A 17,728-nucleotide genomic window follows, 5' to 3' on the forward strand; every position below is an offset into this window, starting at 1 on the left:
GCGGCCATCCGAAACGGGAATGGCCCTACTCCACCTTCGCGGGCTGGGGCTGGAGCGCGGACGCGTTGGCAATGCGCGCGGCATTCGCCATGCCCGCGAGCGCGGCGGCCTTCTTCGGGTCGGGCGCCGAGCCCGGCTGCACCACGCCAGCCGACATGATCAGCGTCGCGGCGTCCTCGGTGCTCATGTCGACCTCGACGATCTTGCTCTTCGGCACGTAGAAGAAGAAGCCCGTGGTCGGGTTCGGCGAGCACGGCAGGAACACGGAGACATGCTCCTCCTGCCCCGGCAGGCTGCGCGCGACCTCTTCGTTCGGCGACTGCGAGATCAGCACGATCGACCACATGCCCGGCGACGGAAACTCGACCAGGCCGACTTTCCGGAAGCTCGAGCCCTTGCCCGAGAACAGCGTCTCGAACACCTGCTTCAGGCCGCGATAGATGGCGCGCACCGCCGGAATCCGACCGAGGAAGGTCTCGCCGATATCGACCAGCGTCCGGCCGATCAGATTGGCCGCGAGGAAGCCGACCAGCGTCAGCGTGAAGAATGCGACAATCAGTCCCCAACCTGGAACGACATACGGCAGATAGGTTTCGGGCCGGTAGGCCAGTGGCACGAACGGCCGCACCACGCCGTCAACCCAGGTGACGAACCACCAGACCAGATACAGCGTGATGGCAATTGGCCCCGTCACGACGAGGCCGGTGAGGAAATAATTGCGAAAGCGGCCCATCAGGCCGGTATGCGGTTCCGGGATGGGATCAAGCGGCGCAGGCGCGTCGTCGCGGGGGGTCATTCGGGTTCCAGGTCGGTCGCTGCACTCAAGCTAGGGTCTTCTAGCAGGTTTTGGAAGACTACCTAGCGTTCCGGCCTGATCCCTTCCGCCTATTCCACGGTCACCGATTTCGCGAGGTTGCGCGGCTGGTCGACGTCGGTGCCCATGATGACCGCCGTATGATAGGCGAGCAGCTGCACGGGGACGGCATAGACCATCGGCGTGAACGCGGCCGCCATGTCGGGCATGACGATGGTGACGAGGGACTCGACGGTCGCCTCCTCCGCGCCCTTTGCGTCCGTCATCAGGATGATCCTGCCGCCGCGGGCGGCAACCTCCTGCATGTTGGAGACGGTCTTTTCGAACACGCGGTCATAGGGCGCGATGACGACGACCGGCATCGTCTCGTCGATCAGCGCGATCGGCCCGTGCTTCAGCTCGCCGGCGGCATAGCCCTCGGCATGGATATAGGAGATCTCCTTCAGCTTCAGCGCGCCTTCGAGTGCGAGCGGGAAGCTGGTGCCGCGGCCGAGATAGAGCACGTCGCGCGATTTGGCGATCTCACGCGCCAGCTTCTCGATCTGGAGCTCGGTGGTGAGCGCGTCCGACATCAGGCGCGGGATCTCGACAAGGCCATGAACGAGCTTGGTCTCGTCCTCGTCGGACAATTCGCCGCGGGCCTTGCCGGCCGCGATCGCAAGATTTGCCAGCACCATGAGCTGGCAGGTGAAGGCCTTGGTCGAGGCGACGCCGATCTCGGGACCGGCCAGCGTCTGCAGCACGGTCTCGCTCTCGCGCGCGATCGTCGAGGTCGGCACGTTGACGACGGCCACCGTGTGCACGCCCTCAGCCTTGGCGTAGCGCAGCGCGGCCAGCGTGTCGGCGGTCTCGCCCGACTGCGAGATGAAGATGGCGAGATCGCCCTTGCGCAACGGCGCCTCGCGGTAGCGGAATTCGGAGGCGACATCGACCTCGACCGGCACGCGCGCAAAGCGCTCGAACCAGTATTTCGCGACGAAGCCGGCATAGCTCGCGGTGCCGCAGGCGGTGATGTTGATGCGCTGGATGCTCTTGAAGTCGAACGGCAGCTTGACCGGCAGCGAGACCCGCTCGGTCGCCATGTCGACATAACGCGCCAGCGTGTGGCCGACCACTTCCGGCTGCTCGTGAATTTCCTTCGCCATGAAGTGGCGGTAATTGGCCTTGTCGACCAGCGAGGTCGAGGCGGCGTGCTTGATCTTCTCGCGCTGGACGGCGTGGCCGTCCTTGTCGAAGACCGTGGCGCCCTTGCGCGTCAGCACGACCCAGTCGCCGTCTTCGAGATAGCTGATCGTGTCGGTGAACGGGCCGAGCGCGATGGCGTCGGAGCCGAGATACATCTCGCCATCGCCATATCCGATCGCGAGCGGCGGGCCGTTGCGGGCGCCGATCATGAGGTCGTCGTCACCGGCGAAGATGAAGCCGAGCGCGAAGGCCCCGCGCAGCCGCGCCAGCGTCAGCTTCACCGCTTCCACGGGCCTGTTGCCGCGCGTGAGCAGATCGTCCACGAGATGCAGCACGATCTCGGTGTCGGTCTCGGTGTGGAACACCGTGCCCTTTTTCTCGAGCTCCTCGCGCAGCTCGCGGAAATTCTCGATGATGCCGTTATGGACCACGGCAACGCGTTCGGTCGCGTGCGGATGGGCATTGTTGACGGTCGGTTTGCCGTGGGTGGCCCAGCGGGTGTGGCCGATTCCGGTCGTGCCTTTGAGCGGCTCGGCCTCGAGACGCTTCTCCAGGTTCTTCAGCTTGCCCTCGGCGCGGCGGCGCTCGAGATGCTTGCCTTCGAGCGTGGCGACGCCCGCGGAGTCGTAGCCGCGATATTCAAGACGTTTGAGCGAATCCACCAATTGCTCTGCAACCGGCGTGCGCCCGAGAATGCCGACAATCCCGCACATGCGGATCAATATCCCCCAAATCGTCGAAAAATCGCCTAAACGATCCGCTCGGTCTTTAGCGAAGTTCCTAAGGAACCAGATACTCAATAATTATTGCTGATTGAGACAGCACCGTTTCGCATCCGGCTTCGACTGCGTCGAATTGGCCGGCCTTAAACCGCGCGAATTAACTTGTTGTCAATAAGTTTGACCAACGATTCCCGGCCAGGGAGTAAGGTCATGAAAAGCTCGTCCGGCCGCAAAGGCCTGTCATCGATGTATGCCCACGCCAGCGAGACCACTGGCACGCACCTTGCGCATTGGCCGCCGCCCCAGCGCGGCAAGGAAAGCAAGCCCGTCTTCGTCAAGCACGCCGCCGGAGAACCTGCGAAACGCGCCAAGCCGCGCGGCTGGCGCCTGACGCGCGCGATCTTCTCGGAATTCTCCGACGACGAATAGCGGCGCGCCTTACCACCCCAGCATCACGGCCCGGACGAGGAAAATGAGGAGCGCCCAGAACGCCAGCCCGATGACGAGGGCCAAAATCTCGGGCGGATCGTACTCGTTCATCTCCCGTAGCAGCAGTCGCCCCATCCCCGTGACGAATGTGTCGATCAGAAAACTGAAGAGATCGCGCACAAAGCGAGAGGACACCGCAGTTGGCGCTCAGTTCTCCGGCTTCTTTTCCGGCTTCTTGCCGCCGGTCTTCATCTCGCGATAGCGCGCCGCGCCGCCTTCGCGGATGGTCTGCTGGTTGCGCTCCAGCGCCATGGCGTCGTCGGGCACATCGCGCGTGATCACCGAGCCCGAGCCGATATAGGCGCCGTTGCCGATCTTCACGGGCGCGACGAGAGAGGAGTTGGTGCCCACGAAGGCACCCTGCCCGATGATCGTCTTGTGCTTCTTGAAGCCGTCGTAGTTGCAGGTGATGGTGCCGGCGCCGATGTTGGAATTGGCGCCGATGGTGGCGTCACCAATATAGGAGAGATGGTTGACCTTGACGCCGGCCTCCAGCGTCGCGGCCTTGGTCTCGACGAAATTGCCGATGCGCGCGCCGTCGCCGAGCGAGGTGCCGGGTCGCAGCCGCGCATAGGGGCCGATCGAGACGTTCTTGCCGAGCGTGGTCTGCACGATATGCGAGAAGGAATGGATCACCGTGCCGTCGGCGATCGACACGCCCGGACCGATCACCACGAACGGCTCGATGGTGACGTCATTGCCGAACACGGTGTCGGCGGACAGATAAACGGTCTCGGGCGCGATCAGCGTGACGCCTGCTTCCATCGCCGCTTTGCGCAAGCGCGCCTGCATCACGCCTTCGGCCTCCGCGAGCTGCGCCTTGGTGTTGATGCCGCGCACCTCGTCCTCGCTGGTCTCGATCACGACGGCCTCCCATCCCTGTTCACGAACGACGCCGACCGCGTCGGTCAGATAATATTCGCCCTTCGAATTCGCATTGCCGATCTTGTCGAGGATCGCGAGTGCACAGCGCCCGTCGATCGCCATCAGGCCGGCATTGCACAGATCGATCTTGCGCTCTTCCGCGCTGGCATCGGCATGCTCGCGGATCGCGACCAGACGGTCGCCCTCGACGATGAAGCGGCCATAGCCGGTGGGATCGGCGGCGCGAAAGCCGAGCGCGGCGATTGCTGCGCCCTTCGCGAGCGGCGCGCGCAGCCGCGCAAAGGTCTCGGCCGAGATCAGCGGCGTGTCGCCGAAGGCAATCAGCAGATCGTCCGCGCCCCGCGCAATCGCCTCGCGCGCCGCCAGCACCGCATGCGCGGTGCCGAGCCGTTCTGCCTGCACGAAGGTGAGCGCATCGGGACGGATGCGTTTCGCCTCGTCCGCGACCGCCTGATGGTCGGGGCCGATCACGACGGCGAGCGAGGTGCCGGTTCCCTTCGGTGTGGCGGCGAGCACGTGCGCGAGCAGGCTCTGGTGGGCGACCGGATGCAGCACTTTCGGCAGGTTCGATCGCATGCGCGTGCCTTCGCCGGCGGCGAGTACGATCGTGAGGCTGGAACGGGCGGTCATCGAAATCCTGTCAAACTTGGCCGAATCAACGGGCGGCGGCAGGCCGATGCCGTCATGAGCTGTCGCCTTGCTACCCCCGCAAACGCCCGGAATTCAAGTGCGACGGGGTTTTCCTGTTAATGTTCCCTGATTGATTCGGGGAAGCAGTTCGGGGCTGGGCACTTAACGTTCATGGCAAAGGATTCCGACCCACTGGCGGACGCCTTCGGGGCCAAGGAGACCGGCGGGCTGTTCTCCGGACTTCTGGCCGAGGAAAGCGCGGTCGACCACAGCATGATGTGGCGGCTGGGCGCGTGGGGCGTGGTTGCCGTCGGCGCCGTCGTGATGGCCGTGATGGCCAATCAGGCCCAGCTCGGCTGGCGCCGTGACCAGGTTGCGTCGGCCGATCTGTCGCGCCAGGCCGACCGGCTCCAGATGCTGACCAAGGAGAGCCAGAACGACGCTCGCCGCCTCGCCTCCGCCATCGAGACGTTGAACACCGATCGGGACCGGCTCTATTCGCGCGTCACCATGCTCGAGCAAGGGATGGATTCCGTCACCGGCGCCATCGCAAAGCAGAGCGCGAAGCCGAAGGACGCGCCGGCGCCTGACACCCAGCCCGCGGCGCCGACCGTCGCGCCGGTCGCCTCGACACCGGCTCCCCCAAGTGACAAGCCGCGCGCGGCAACCGCGAAGGACCAGGCGAAGGAGCCGACAAAAGACGCTGTGAAGGAGGCCGCAAAGGATCAGTTGATCCCGCCGCCGCAGAACGCCGCCATGGCCTCGCTGGTATCGCAGTCGCCGCTGACAACGTCGGCACTGCCGATGCTTCCGCTGGTGCCATCCAAGTCGATCATGGCGCCACCCGATCCCGCCGCATCGAAGCTGACGCAGCCCGAGACGACGGAGAAGGCCGCCGAGAAGAAGCCCGAACAGGCGCCCGCCCCGACCGAGGTCGCCGCGGCGCCAGCCAAGCCGCCGGAGACGGCCGAGAGCGAGGCCCCTGCAATCGCTGTCCAGCAGACGCGCTTCGCCATCGACCTCGGCGGCGCCAACTCGCTCGACGGCCTGCGCGCGCTCTGGCGCGGCCTGACCAAGTCCAATCCCGAGATCGCGGCGCTGCGGCCGATCATCATGATCAAGGAAGGCAATGCTGGCCTCGGCATGCAGCTCCGCTTGGGGGCCGGCCCGCTGATCAATGCCGCCGCTGCCGCAAAGCTCTGCGCGGGCCTCGCCGAGAACGACCGCCATTGCGAGACCACCGTGTTCGACGGTCAGCGGCTGTCGATGCGCGGCGGAGCGGAGAAGGGACAAGAGAAGACTCAGGACCGGGTTCAGGAGAAGAACTCCGAGAAGAACCAGGACGCCGTCCCGCAAGCCGAGACTGCGCCAGCGCTCGCTCCCGCCGCCAAACCGGAGAAGCGCCGCCGCAGCTACTCCTCAAAGCGCTCGTCGAAGCGCGAGGAGCCCGCGCCTGCCCCCGCGCCTCAGCCGCCGGCCGCACCGGCGAAGCCGGAGACGGCCTCGACGGGATCGACGCTGTCGTCGTTCTTCAGGCGGTAGGGACGCGTACGAGTTAGATCACTGCGGCCTCTCATCAAATTGGAGCGTCAATGGCCGTCGACCAATGACTCGTCGAACAGCGCAAGCGATCAGAAATATCCACCTCGCCTGTTGCCCCCTCCCGTCATCCCGACCATATTGCGCCCATGACAAAAAAGCCCTTCCGCCTCACGCCCTACCAGGTGCAGTTCCTGATCGTCGTCGGTTTCGTGTCCGTCGGCTATGCGATCTATCTGCGCTATCTCGGCATCGAGAACTCGACCGTCGGCCTCGCCTGTGACGCCGGCCTGCAGACGCTGATCTGCAAGGCGCGCTCGGTCTCGACGGTGCTGTTCAAGAATTCGGTGTTCGGCATCGTCGCGCTGGTGGTTGCGACGCTGAACCTGATGCGGCCGTCGATCGTGCTGCTGACCGTCGGCATCGTCGCCGCCGGCCTCGGCATCGTGCTCTACAATGTCGTGCTGTCGGGCCTTGCGATCGGCCTGTTCATTCTTGGATTTGCTCGGCCCGCGCCCGCCACAGCGTGAACGCGAACAGCAAGTAGATCGCGCAAGTCCACAGCGATTGCCAGTTCTCGCGGCCCTCGTTGAACAGCACATAGGCGGCCGCCAGCGCGAGCAGGCCCGCGAATACCGATTCCGCCATCGGACGCTGGCCGATCTGCGGCCGGTTCAGCATCAGCACCGCGAACGGCACCACGGCCATCGTCAGCGAGGCGTAGGGGAAGTCGTGGTAGCGCGAGTCGAACACGAAGGCGAGCGCGGTCTGCGCCGCGATCACCGCGGTCACCGCCAGCGTCAGGCCGAGCACGGCGGTGAGCTTCGACCATTTGCGGCCCTCGCGCGGGCCGAGCAGATCGAGGAAGGTCGGAAGGCTGCGGCCGATCACCATCGCCTGCGCGCAGAAGATCGGCGACAGGATGCCGGCCAGAAGCAGCGCGCCCCAGTGCAGCCAGCCGCCGATGCCGTAACTCTCATAGTACATCTTGTCGGCGCCGATCCCGAGCAGGGTGCCCGCTGACGTCGCCGAGATCGCGACGCCGAGCCAGGCCGAGAAGCGCGGCGTCCACGGCCGCCTGCGCAGCGTGAGGCCGGCGACCGCGAACACCAGCACGCAGAGGCCCATGCCGGCGCCCATGTACCATTTCCAGTACGGGAAATTGCTGATCGGCTGGCCCGGCGGATATTTCAGGTTCCGGCGCACCGAGTCATACAGGCCCCAATAGCCACCGACGGTGCCTTCCAGCTTGCGCTTCCAGGGCTGGTCATAGGACTCGATCAGATTGACGCGAAACTTGTTCGCTTTCGCCAGGCCCAGGATTTCCGAGACGACGCGCGCCTGGTTGGTGCGCGACGGCAGCGCGCCCTCGCGCATGCGCCCTTCGCTGGGCCAGCCGGTTTCGCCGATCAGGATTTCCTTGCCGGGGAACGCGACCGCCATGCGCTCGCGGATCGCCTCGACATGGCTCGCTGCGAACTTCGCCTTCACCGGAACATCCTCCCAATAAGGCAGGATGTGGATCGTGACGAAGTCGACGGCGTCATAGACCTCGCGATTCCTGAGCCAGAACTCCCAGACGTCGGCATAGGTGACGGGCACGCTGACCTGCGCCTTCACCGAGCGGATGATGGAGACGAGGTCCGCCGTCGTCATCTCGCCGCGCAGCAGCACCTCGTTGCCGACGATGACGCTGGTGATGATGCCGGGGAATTCCTTGGAAAGGCGGACGGCGAGCACGGCCTGCTCAAAATTCTTGGCGCGGTTGCTGGAGAGCCAGATGCCCTGGAGCACCTTCAGCCCGCCGACCTTGGCGGCGATCGCCGGCACCTGGTCGAGCCCGTTCTCCATCGAATAGGTGCGGACGCAGTCGGTGATCTCCTTGAGCTGGCGCAAATCCTGCTCGATCTGGTCGGCCTCGATATGGGTCCACGCGTTCAGCGGCGACTGTTCCCCGCGGAACGGCGCATAGGAGACGCATTGGACCTTGTCGGCCGGGTCGATCGGGGCGCGCGCGAGCGTGATTGGCGTGGCCAGCCACCACCACACGGCAGCAATCGCACCCAGTGAAACGAGCAGAAGCGCCAGTGGCGTACGAAGAGAAATCGGTTCCGTCCTCCGCGAGGTGCCGTCGATTACCTGCTCACGCGCCATCTGCCAAGGGGTGTGTCCGGGATGGATCCTTCCCTCCCCCGAGGAATTTACCTGCGGCCGTTCGACAGAGGCCTAGGATCGTGACTTTGCTGGACAAAATTTCAAATTCAGGTCATGGACTCGGCAGGACTTTGCCGCCGCATTGGGGACCCATTTGGACGCCATCACCGGCGAGTCCGCGAGGTCCTGGCGCGGGTGGTCAGCTGATATATTGGGGAATTCATGCGGCAACGGGTGTTCGAGTTACGAAATGCGGTCCTGCGGCAGTTCGCCGCCACCTTGGCCGTCTCCTCCCTGGTCGTGATGGTCGGTCTCGGTGGCGCCTCCGCCCAGAGCGGCACGCCCGCCCCGGACCAGGGCAAGGCAACCACCCAGCCCGCCGATGCCGCCGCCAAGGACGCCGCCCAGAACCAGCGCCGCACCGACGAGTTCGCCGAAGCAGCCCAGGTCATCAACGGCCCGGCCGGCAACCCCGAATGCGTCTGGCTCGGCCGGCGCGTGGTGCGGCTGATGTGGCGCGACGACCTCGATACCGCGTTCCGCCATCTCGACCTCTACGACCGCTTCGGCTGCCCCGGCGGCCACATCCAGGCCGCCTTCCGCTGCCTGACCCGCTTTGGCGGCCAGATCGATCCCAAGGTCGCCGAGACCCTGGACAGCCGCGTGCACGCCTGCTGGATCAACCCGGCATCCCAGCCGCAGCAGGCGTCAGCCAGCGCCTCCCAGCCGGCGGCGCCAGCCACGGGCAATTCGCAGGCCCCGCAGCCGGCCGCGAGCCCCGCGCCTGCGGCAAGCCCGACACCGGCGCCCTCGAAATAGCCGCGATCGTTTCAGCCGCCGTTCAGGAACGATCGGCGATAGAAGCGGTTGGCACTGCCGCTCATTCCGAAACTGTCATGCCCTCATACGGTCATGAGGCCATGACAGTTGTGAAACCGCGCGGCAGAGGTATGCTCCATTTGCCGCGGACTCGGTCGGATCTCGGGGTCGGATCCGCTTCCCTGCCACCTCAGCCCCTTTTGGTTTAGCCGCGATGCGCGTTGTCGCCGCCGTTCTGTTGCTTGTGTCCGTGCTTCACGCCGGCATCTGGGGAGTCTTGCGCGACAGGGAACCCGCGCCCGACTTCAAAGGCCTGCTGCCCAGCGTCTCCTACGCCCCGTTCGAAGGCGCGGCCCACCCCGATATCGACAACATTCCGACCGTTGAGAAAATCCGCGCCGACCTGAAGACGCTGTCGACGATGACGCGCGCGATCCGTCTCTATTCGTCCACCGGCGGCGTCGAGCTGGTGCCGCCGATCGCGGCCGAGTTCGGCCTCAAGGTCACCGTCGGCGCCTGGATCGACAAGGACAAGGATCGCAACGAGCGCGAGATCAAGGCCGCCATCGAGCTCGCCCGCAAGAACAGCAACGTCGTCGGCGTCGTGGTCGGCAATGAGGTGATCTACCGCGGCGAGCAGAAGGTCGAAGACCTCATCGACATGATCAAGAAGGTGAAGGGCTCGGTCCGCGTGCCCGTCACGACCGGCGAGATCTGGAACATCTGGCGCGACAATCCCGACCTTGCCTCCAACGTCGACTTCATCGCCGCCCACGTGCTGCCCTATTGGGAAAACTTCCGCTCGGACCAGGCGGTCGACCAGGCCGTCGACCGCTACAACCTGCTGCGCAACCTGTTCCCGGGCAAGCGCATCGTGATCGCCGAATTCGGCTGGCCGAGCCAGGGCTACAACCTGCGCAACGCCGACCCCGGTCCGTTCCAGCAGGCGCTGACCCTGCGCAACTTCGTCAGCCGCGCCGAAGCCATCGGCATGGAATACAACATCGTCGAAGCCATCGATCAGCCCTGGAAATATTTCGAGGGCGGCGTCGGCCCGTACTGGGGCATCCTCAACGCCAGCCGCGAGCCGAAATTCGCTTGGACCGGCCCGGTCGAAAACCCCGACTACTGGAAGCTGATGGGAATTGCGCTGCTGGTCGGCATCCTCCTGTCGCTGCCGATCCTGCGGCTGGAGCGGCCGACCGCCAGGCAGGCGTTCCTGCTGTCAGCGACCGCCAACGGCGTCGGCGCCTGGGCTGCGACCGTGTTCGCGTTCTGGAACGACCACTATTTCATCTTCGGCTCGGCCTTCGCGCTCACGCTCGGCATGATCCTGCTTGTTCCCCTTGTCCTCATCGCGATGGCGCGCGTCGACGAGATCGCGGCGGTGGCCTTGGGCCGGCCGCCGGAGCGGCTGCTCTCCAAGAGCAAGCCGGTCGAGAACGTTCCCGAAAATTACTACCCGAAGGTCTCGATCCACATCCCCGCCTATTTCGAGCCGGTCGAGATGCTGAAGCAGACGCTCGATGCGCTGTCGCGGCTGAACTATCCGAACTACGAATGCGTCGTCATCATCAACAACACGCCCGATCCCGCCTTCTGGCAGCCGATCCAGGACCATTGCCGCGCGCTCGGTGAACGCTTCAAGTTCATCAACGCCGAGAAGGTGCAGGGCTTCAAGGCCGGCGCGCTACGCATCGCGATGGACCGCACCGCTGTCGATGCCGAGATCATCGGCATCCTCGATGCCGACTATGTCGTCGATCCCGACTGGCTGAAGGACCTCGTGCCTGCTTTCGCCGACCCGCGCGTCGGCCTCGTGCAGGCGCCGCAGGAGCATCGCGACGGCGACCTGTCGATCATGCACTACATCATGAACGGCGAATATGCCGGCTTCTTCGACATCGGCATGGTCCAGCGCAACGAAGCCAACGCCATCATCGTGCATGGCACGATGTGCCTGATCCGCCGCGCCGCGATGGACATGGCCGGCGGCTGGTCGTCCGACACGATCTGCGAGGACAGCGATCTCGGCCTCGCGATCCAGCAACTCGGCTGGACCACCCACTACACCAATCATCGCTACGGCCAGGGCCTGCTGCCCGACACCTACGAGGCCTTCAAGAAGCAGCGTCACCGCTGGGCCTATGGCGGCCTCCAGATCGTGAAGAAGCACTGGCGGAACTTCCTGCCCGGCCGCAGTCGGCTGACGCCCGACCAGAAGCGCGAATATGGCTTGGGCTGGCTGAACTGGCTCGGCGCCGAGAGCCTCGGCGTGGTGGTGGCGCTGCTCAACCTCGTCTGGGTCCCGATCGTCGCCTTCGCCGACATCGCCATCCCCGACAAGATCCTGACGCTACCGATCATCGGCGCCTTCATCGTCTCGCTCGCGCACTTCCTGTCGATGTACCGCGCGCGCGTCGCGATCAAACCCGGCCAGATGATGGGCGCGATGATCGCGGCGATGAGCGTGCAATGGACGGTGTCGCGCGCGGTCGCGCAGGGGTTGATCACAGAGCACATCGCGTTCGCGCGCACCTCCAAGGGCGGCCTGTCCAGGATGTCGATCGAGTTCCAGGCATTCTGGGAGGCCGTGATCGGCACCCTGCTGGTGATCGGCGCCGGCGTGTTGATCGCCTCCAACAGCTATCGCCAGATCACCGAGATCTACATCTTCGCCGGCGTCCTGGTGCTGCAAAGCCTGCCGTTCCTGGCCGCGGTCGCGATCGCCATCCTCGAGCTCAGCCGCATCAACTCGTTCCAGTTCTGGCGCGACAGCGCGATCCGCACCGCCGAACTGATCGGCCTGCGCCCCGTCGCGCCCTGCCGACCCCCGGCGGCACGCCGCAGCCGGTGCCGAGCGAGGTCCGGCGGGAAGCGAACTGACGAACGAACGGCCTCTCGGCGCGGGTGAAACCTCCGCGCCGGCAAGCCACCGGCGTGGATAGCGGGCCGCCAATCGAGTTGAAAATTCTGGCCTAAGCGGCGGAAAGCGCGAGCGAATCCCCGCCTCCGCCAAGAGTTTGGGCCGCCACTCGCGCTATTGACCTCAGCGCCCCGTCCCCCTACACAGCGCGGGCCGAAAGCATGATCCGGAAACAGCCGGTTTTTCCCCGCGACGCCAGTTGAGGCAGCGGCAAGACATGCTTCTCGAATGTCCGAAGACGATGGCGATCGATCTTGAAAGCCATCAGCGGCCATGGGAGCGCGTAGCTCAGCCGGTAGAGCACGTGACTTTTAATCACGGGGTCCTGGGTTCGAGCCCCAGCGCGCTCACCAAGCCAAATCAAAGACTTAGCTTTGATTTTCCTCGCTCCGTCGAAAAGCAATTTTGCCTTGTGCACACCCAGTGCACACAGCGTGAGGGAGCGCCGCAATGGCTGATCTCACGGCGCTGGAGCGCGAACTGCTCGCTGCTTGTCGCATCGCCCTTCGCCAGCTCGAATACGATGGCGACGACAAGACAGCCTTCCATGGCGCTGCCTGGGAGGCGCTGACGAAGGCAATCACCAAAGCTGAGGTGCGAGAGCGCGCCGGTGAAGGCCCGCCAAGCTAAGGCATTTGCGAGGCGGCCCAGCCCCTATGACGCACGCCATGAACGGCGGGAAGTAGAGCGCCCGCCAGACCGCAGGATTGCTACCGGCTGGCGCCAAGCGGGAGGCCGTGTGCGGTTGGAACACTGCGCCAACCTGACGATTATGGGTCAACATGTCGATGACGAGAGCGCCCGGTCAGCGCTCCCGCCTTCACCGGAAGGGAGTAGAGCCATGACCATCAAGCGTCGCAACCGAACCAAGCATACGAAAACATTTGAAGAGAGATTGGCCGAGGAGGCTGCGCGGTTCAGGGAGGCTGCAGCGCAATTGCCGCCCGGCACCCAGCGCGAGCTATATCTCAGGCGCGCCCGTCAGGCCGAAACGGCCTCGCACATCAATGAATGGTTGACCTCTCCCGGTCTGCAGCCGCCAACCGCGCTGGAGAATATGCAGGTAGGAGGACCGGCAAAGCGAGATCGAGTCGCCTCGGATTAGAAACCAGGGCGCTAGTTGCCGCATTGAACGAAATGGCAGAGTCGTTTGGCAGTTCGTTTTCGGTCGTTCAAATGACGGTGGACGACACAACAACGCAAATTTGGATCGCACTCGCTAAACCGAGTCAGGCGCTGACATGGTTCTCGCTGCCGTTCCAGAAGGCTGGACCGCGGAAGTGTTGGATGTCCCGATCACCGCAGAGCAGCAGCGAATGTTCGAAGAGCTTAACCTTCAGCCTGGTGATGTGTATAGGTTGACGAAGCCTACGTAGGCTGACGTCGCTCGCTTTCAGCCCTGTTGGCCGCCCTCAGAAGCTCTTCGATATAGGCGGCGATGTCGCCAATCAATCTGGTGCGGCTGCCGAAGCTGATAGCGGAGGCCGGCTGATGGCCAGGGTACCCGGCTTCGCCAAGGCCTTTGCCGGCCGCTGGCGCATCGTCGAAATGGACAACTGGGACAGCGACTTCCTCGATCTTGTCGAAGAGGCGCATCTCACCTTCGAGGGTAAGTCCGACGGCGAAATTGCCTTCGGAGCGCTGAAGGGCTTTCTCGACGTCCGCTACGGCGCGCGAGACGGTTCGGCCTGCGCGGAGTTCTCATGGGAAGGACACGACGAGAATGACCCGGCCTGCGGTCGCGGATGGGTTATGATCGGCGCTGCGGGCAGGCTCGTCGGCCACTTCTACATACATAATGGCGACGATTCAGGCTTCGTTTGCGAACGCGGCTGAGTTCTTCAACAGCCTGCTAGCGGCTTCGACCTCGGCCTCTTGCTGAGTGTCGACTTCCAGACCTTCCTCCTCCGGGTACAAACCAGTGTCGTCCCGGATGTCGAAGTAGTACCGGGTCATAAGCCGCCCTCATTCGAGGGAGAGCATAGAAGAAATGTTCGCGTGTTCCTATTCTGGCGGCTGCAGTCCGGGTGATCTCAACCACTCGCTCAAGTGCGAGCCGGTCTCGGCCTGTCTGGCCTTGCGAAGGAGAGCTTCTCGCTCGAAGCCGGCAGGGAGCTTCTTGGCTAGCTCTCTTAAGCGTGCGGCTTCTTGGGCAAGACGTTCTTCGAGGGACACAGTTTGTTTAAAACGACGGCGTCGCTGCATGACACACCTCGATCTTACGGGTCCTAACCGTTGGGTTTGAGTTGTTGCAGCCTAACGCGCGGGCAGTTCCGTGGTCTGTGCCCTAGTGAACACAAGTTCCACGCGATAACGCGGGAACCTCGGATCACAATTGAATGTTACTTATCGCGGGCAGCCGGAGGGGAACGCCATGGAAATGGACCTTGCCGAGCGCTTCTTTTTGGGTCTCGCATTCATAGGTGCAAGCTGCCTCTGTGTCGTTTTCTCCGTCTGGATGCTTACTTGAAGTTCTGGCCCGCCAGCGTGAACCGGCCGCCGGACTTGCTTTTCCGCACCCAACGACCAGCAGTAACCCGCGCTCTCGACGAGCCACTTCACGCCCTGCCGCCTGCCGGATATGCACGGGTGAACTCTCCTTGGCGCTTGATGCGGTCGTAACGAAACGTGCAGCCATGCGCGCGGGCGAAGACTCCTGCCTCTGCAATCGCGAGGGCACGCGTACCGCCGAACGCGCGCTCAATGTATCGGCCGCGAACTATCAGCCGCTCGTCCATCGCGAGAACATCCAAAACACTCGCCAGCCGGAGCAAGTAGTCTTCGCGCGTCTCCATGAAGGCCGGCCATCGTGAAGTTTGTCTTGCCGCGATCCTGCCGAAAGCCAACCAGCGTGAACGGGCATCAGGGTGTACCGAAGTGCTGTCAGCTAGCCAATACTAAGATTCCTTGCCTCGGTTTTCCCTTTCCGGTGTCCTGACGGCGCGGCCCGTCAGTTATGGGAAGCAACCAGCTGCGCACACCGAGGACACACGCCGTCGGCCGCATCCGTGAGTTGGCGCACAATCTCCTCCATGAGATCTTCACGCTCCCAGCACGTGCCATCACGCTTGGTGATGCTTCTGGCGCGGTAATAAGCATGTGTTTCGGCGTCGCTGTCTCCGACGCGGATCATGACCTCGGGATGGAAAGGACAGAGGGCTATAGCACGCGTTGTCAGCAATGCATAGCGCATAGTCGATTCGAGATTGTCGGCGTGGAGCGGCATCATAGCCTCCTGCTTCGGGCCGCAAGCGTATGTGAGCGCGCAAGCAAAGGCGCAGCTCAATTCTGACTCTCCCTTACGCTTGACCTCAGCGTCCTCAGCGTCGCGCGGCACAATGCACGGCGCGACGCCATAGCGATTACTTACGCTCCGCGTCAGCCTCCTGCTCAAGCCGCACAGTATATGCGCGCAGCGTGTCAAACCGCTCCTCGGCAACGTCGCTGAATAGCGGGTCATTGTGACTCGTTGCGGCCGAAGCGATCTCAGTCCAATCTTGAGGCTTGAGAACCTTAAGTGCCACGGGAAAAAAATCGCGATCTTCCATCCTCATGTGACGGCGCTCGTGTGCGATAAAATCCCGAACGATAAGATCCACATCTTCGCGCAGAATCCCACGTTCCGCGAGAACGCTGTCGACCGCCTGAGCGACGCGGCGTAAAAGTTGGGCCCCTTTCTCGTGTTCGCGAGCTAGATCGCCGACCTTCGCAGCAGCAGCCGGATCTCGTGCCCTCAGCTTGGCAAATACCAAGTCTTCCTGTGAGGATGATGATAAACTTCTGGGTAGACTTCGAAGTAACTGATAACCGCGTGAATGACCTCGTAGTCAGCACGGTCGCCGCGGTCGAATACCTCGAGTTCCCGCTCGAGGATGGCCAGCAGCTTCTCAATGTTGAGATGCTCTTGGGATAAGCGCTCTATGATCATGGCAGAGCTCCATAAACGGGTCTCAATATAGTCTTTGGTCCGGTGTCAGCATTTGCGACAGATCAATCCGAGACAACTTAAATCGGCCGCCGGCTTTCCCGACGGCAGTCTCAGCCGCGCTGCCGGATGCCGACGCAAAACTCCAACGGTTGGTCGAGGTGCTTCTGCGGCGAGCCGATCCCGATTGCGTACGAGGTGCACATCTACACCGTTCACCGGGGGATCGGCGCATGAACAAACACGTCGAGAAACGCCCCTTCGCCGAGCCCGAAGCCGCCGCGCGCAAACTTAGTTCCGTCAGCTCAAGTAGAGCATCACCAAGCCTCCGGGAAAACTCGGCAGTCGGCTGTAGAAAAATCCAGGCAGCTCGACCAGAGGCATTGCCAGGCCTCCGGGAAAACTAGGAACCCGGCCCGGCAGTGCAAGTTGGTGCGGCATGCCAAGGTTTTACTTCGACTACCGCAGTCCGGCCGTCGTTATTGATCATGAGGGTATCGATCTTGCGGACCTTAAGGCCGTCGAACGGTTAGCGCGCGAATTATTAGGAGAAACCATCATTTGTGGTGCTGGCACAGGACCTATCGAAGTCGAGGCAAGAGACGAGTTTGGTCCAATACTGCGCGTGACCGCCACGATAGAGGTCAAAAGGCGCACCGAACACGGCGGCCGAACGTGATCGCGCTTCGGAAGCGACCATTCTTTTTCCTGACAGGTGCGGGAACATAGCGTAGGCGCCGCAGTGCGCAGGTTCGATTGATCTACATCAACCTCCTGCGCGGAGAGAGCCGCAATCTCGCGAGCGGGACTTAAGGACTTCATAGAAGGGTTTCTGTCATGCTCCGCTATATTCTCGCTCCTCTTGCCGCTTTCGTTTTGCTCATCGCCTGCTTGATCCCCGATGATGCTGAGGCTCGGCGCGGCGGAGGTGCCTATCGGGGTGGCGGCGGTTACCGCGGCGGTGCGGTCGCAGTTCGAGGACCGCGGGGCGGCGGCGCTGTTGCAGTGCGCGGCGCAGGCTACCGGGGCTACGGCTATCGGGGCGGCTATCGCGGCTACGGCTATCGGGGCTACGGTGTCGGAGCGGCAGCGGTAGGCGCGGCCGCCGTTGGCGCTGCTGCGTACCGCCGCAGTTGCTACGATGCGTACGGAAACTATATTTGCGCCTATTAATACGCGGCGACGCGCGATAGCGCGGCTTGGCCCTCCGGGGTCCTTCTAAGGGCGCGGGCTTATGTGGAGACCGCGCGACGGTGATTGTCCGTGGTTGCAGTTGCAGGACCGGCCGGACATGACAGCTACGGACAGTACATTTGTCCGGGGCAATATCCTTACCGGTATTGATGAAGCCGAAGTTTAGGAGGCGATGCTTCGGCCTCGTCGACGGCCGTAGTGAATTTGTAAGATGGCCAAGACGCCCACTGCGCGGCGGCTTCTGCAATTTCAGACTGGGAACTGATTTGCAGTTTCTGCAGCAGGCGTTTCCGCTGTTCGCCAACTTGTATTGGTCTTCCGCCGATCTGAACCGCAATGGCACGATCAGAGTAGCCTCGGGCTAAACGCCGCAAGATGCGCTTCTCGCGCGGGCTCAAAAAAGGAACGCTACCGTTGATCACTATGACCTCTGCAATAGCTCGGGA

18 protein-coding genes, 1 tRNA gene and 1 pseudogene are annotated in these 17,728 nt (G+C 63.5%); 9 read left to right on the plus strand and 11 right to left on the minus strand.

Annotated elements, in window-relative coordinates:
* Window positions 1-25: 25 nt before the first annotated feature.
* Together IVB46_RS01550 and glmS are read right to left on the minus strand one after the other, a co-directional pair.
* Window positions 26-796, minus strand: a complete 771-nt coding sequence (locus tag IVB46_RS01550; protein ID WP_028147884.1) for a DUF502 domain-containing protein — start codon at window positions 794-796, stop codon at window positions 26-28.
* A gap of 89 nt (window positions 797-885) precedes the next feature.
* Window positions 886-2,712, minus strand: a complete 1,827-nt coding sequence (glmS, locus tag IVB46_RS01555; protein ID WP_247309994.1) for a glutamine--fructose-6-phosphate transaminase (isomerizing) — start codon at window positions 2,710-2,712, stop codon at window positions 886-888.
* 219 nt (window positions 2,713-2,931) lie between these two features.
* Between glmS and IVB46_RS01560 the strand changes: the two genes are divergently transcribed.
* Window positions 2,932-3,150, plus strand: a complete 219-nt coding sequence (locus tag IVB46_RS01560) for a hypothetical protein (RefSeq protein WP_028158733.1) — start codon at window positions 2,932-2,934, stop codon at window positions 3,148-3,150.
* Window positions 3,151-3,159: 9 nt separating this feature from the next.
* Here the strand turns inward: IVB46_RS01560 and IVB46_RS01565 are convergent, their stop codons facing one another.
* Window positions 3,160-3,345 (minus strand): hypothetical protein, encoded by a 186-nt coding sequence (locus tag IVB46_RS01565; RefSeq protein WP_247341726.1) that lies wholly within the window; start codon window positions 3,343-3,345, stop codon window positions 3,160-3,162.
* A 12-nt stretch (window positions 3,346-3,357) separates the two neighbouring features.
* Complete coding sequence (gene glmU, locus IVB46_RS01570) at window positions 3,358-4,725, minus strand: bifunctional UDP-N-acetylglucosamine diphosphorylase/glucosamine-1-phosphate N-acetyltransferase GlmU (RefSeq protein WP_247309998.1); 1,368 nt, start codon at window positions 4,723-4,725, stop codon at window positions 3,358-3,360.
* Window positions 4,726-4,896: 171 nt separating this feature from the next.
* On the opposite strand from glmU, the gene IVB46_RS01575 reads away from it, so the two are divergent.
* Together IVB46_RS01575 and IVB46_RS01580 are read left to right on the plus strand one after the other, a co-directional pair.
* Window positions 4,897-6,267, plus strand: a complete 1,371-nt coding sequence (locus tag IVB46_RS01575; protein WP_247309999.1) for a hypothetical protein — start codon at window positions 4,897-4,899, stop codon at window positions 6,265-6,267.
* A 146-nt stretch (window positions 6,268-6,413) separates the two neighbouring features.
* On the plus strand, window positions 6,414-6,794 hold the full coding sequence (locus tag IVB46_RS01580; protein ID WP_247310001.1) for a hypothetical protein: 381 nt from the start codon (window positions 6,414-6,416) through the stop codon (window positions 6,792-6,794).
* Here IVB46_RS01580 and IVB46_RS01585 read toward each other — a convergent pair.
* On the minus strand, window positions 6,754-8,418 hold the full coding sequence (locus IVB46_RS01585) for a beta-(1-6) glucans synthase (RefSeq protein WP_247310004.1): 1,665 nt from the start codon (window positions 8,416-8,418) through the stop codon (window positions 6,754-6,756). The two genes, IVB46_RS01580 and IVB46_RS01585, sit on opposite strands and share 41 nt — an antisense overlap.
* 222 nt (window positions 8,419-8,640) lie before the next feature.
* On the opposite strand from IVB46_RS01585, the gene IVB46_RS01590 reads away from it, so the two are divergent.
* From IVB46_RS01590 to IVB46_RS01615, 6 genes and pseudogenes are all read left to right on the plus strand, one after another.
* Window positions 8,641-9,237, plus strand: coding sequence for a hypothetical protein (locus IVB46_RS01590; protein WP_063983204.1), 597 nt, complete (start codon window positions 8,641-8,643; stop codon window positions 9,235-9,237).
* A gap of 214 nt (window positions 9,238-9,451) precedes the next feature.
* A pseudogene (locus tag IVB46_RS01595) lies at window positions 9,452-12,123 on the plus strand (glycosyltransferase).
* A gap of 317 nt (window positions 12,124-12,440) precedes the next feature.
* A tRNA-Lys gene (locus tag IVB46_RS01600) sits at window positions 12,441-12,516 on the plus strand.
* Window positions 12,517-12,613: 97 nt separating this feature from the next.
* Entirely contained in the window at window positions 12,614-12,793 is a 180-nt protein-coding gene (locus tag IVB46_RS01605; protein WP_247310007.1) for a hypothetical protein, read from the plus strand.
* Between the two features lie 211 nt (window positions 12,794-13,004).
* Window positions 13,005-13,268 (plus strand): hypothetical protein, encoded by a 264-nt coding sequence (locus IVB46_RS01610; RefSeq protein WP_247310009.1) that lies wholly within the window; start codon window positions 13,005-13,007, stop codon window positions 13,266-13,268.
* A gap of 386 nt (window positions 13,269-13,654) precedes the next feature.
* Window positions 13,655-13,999 carry a hypothetical protein gene (locus IVB46_RS01615; RefSeq protein ID WP_247310177.1) on the plus strand — a complete coding sequence of 115 codons (345 nt, stop codon included), beginning with the start codon at window positions 13,655-13,657 and terminating at the stop codon, window positions 13,997-13,999.
* Window positions 14,000-14,167: 168 nt separating this feature from the next.
* Here the strand turns inward: IVB46_RS01615 and IVB46_RS01620 are convergent, their stop codons facing one another.
* From IVB46_RS01620 to IVB46_RS01645, 6 genes are all read right to left on the minus strand, one after another.
* Window positions 14,168-14,368, minus strand: a complete 201-nt coding sequence (locus IVB46_RS01620; protein ID WP_014494431.1) for a hypothetical protein — start codon at window positions 14,366-14,368, stop codon at window positions 14,168-14,170.
* Between the two features lie 353 nt (window positions 14,369-14,721).
* Window positions 14,722-14,958, minus strand: a complete 237-nt coding sequence (locus tag IVB46_RS01625) for a hypothetical protein (RefSeq protein ID WP_247310163.1) — start codon at window positions 14,956-14,958, stop codon at window positions 14,722-14,724.
* A 155-nt stretch (window positions 14,959-15,113) separates the two neighbouring features.
* Entirely contained in the window at window positions 15,114-15,389 is a 276-nt protein-coding gene (locus tag IVB46_RS01630; protein ID WP_247341729.1) for a hypothetical protein, read from the minus strand.
* A gap of 136 nt (window positions 15,390-15,525) precedes the next feature.
* Window positions 15,526-15,915 carry a hemerythrin domain-containing protein gene (locus IVB46_RS01635; RefSeq protein WP_247310159.1) on the minus strand — a complete coding sequence of 130 codons (390 nt, stop codon included), beginning with the start codon at window positions 15,913-15,915 and terminating at the stop codon, window positions 15,526-15,528.
* Complete coding sequence (locus tag IVB46_RS01640) at window positions 15,897-16,091, minus strand: hypothetical protein (protein ID WP_247310157.1); 195 nt, start codon at window positions 16,089-16,091, stop codon at window positions 15,897-15,899. The genes IVB46_RS01635 and IVB46_RS01640 overlap by 19 nt, the downstream gene beginning before the upstream one ends.
* Before the next feature lie 1,328 nt (window positions 16,092-17,419).
* Entirely contained in the window at window positions 17,420-17,704 is a 285-nt protein-coding gene (locus tag IVB46_RS01645) for a LuxR C-terminal-related transcriptional regulator (RefSeq protein ID WP_247341732.1), read from the minus strand.
* Window positions 17,705-17,728: the final 24 nt, after the last annotated feature.

Source organism: Bradyrhizobium sp. 61, assembly GCF_023073075.1.
Taxonomy (GTDB): Bacteria; Pseudomonadota; Alphaproteobacteria; order Rhizobiales; family Xanthobacteraceae; genus Bradyrhizobium; species Bradyrhizobium barranii.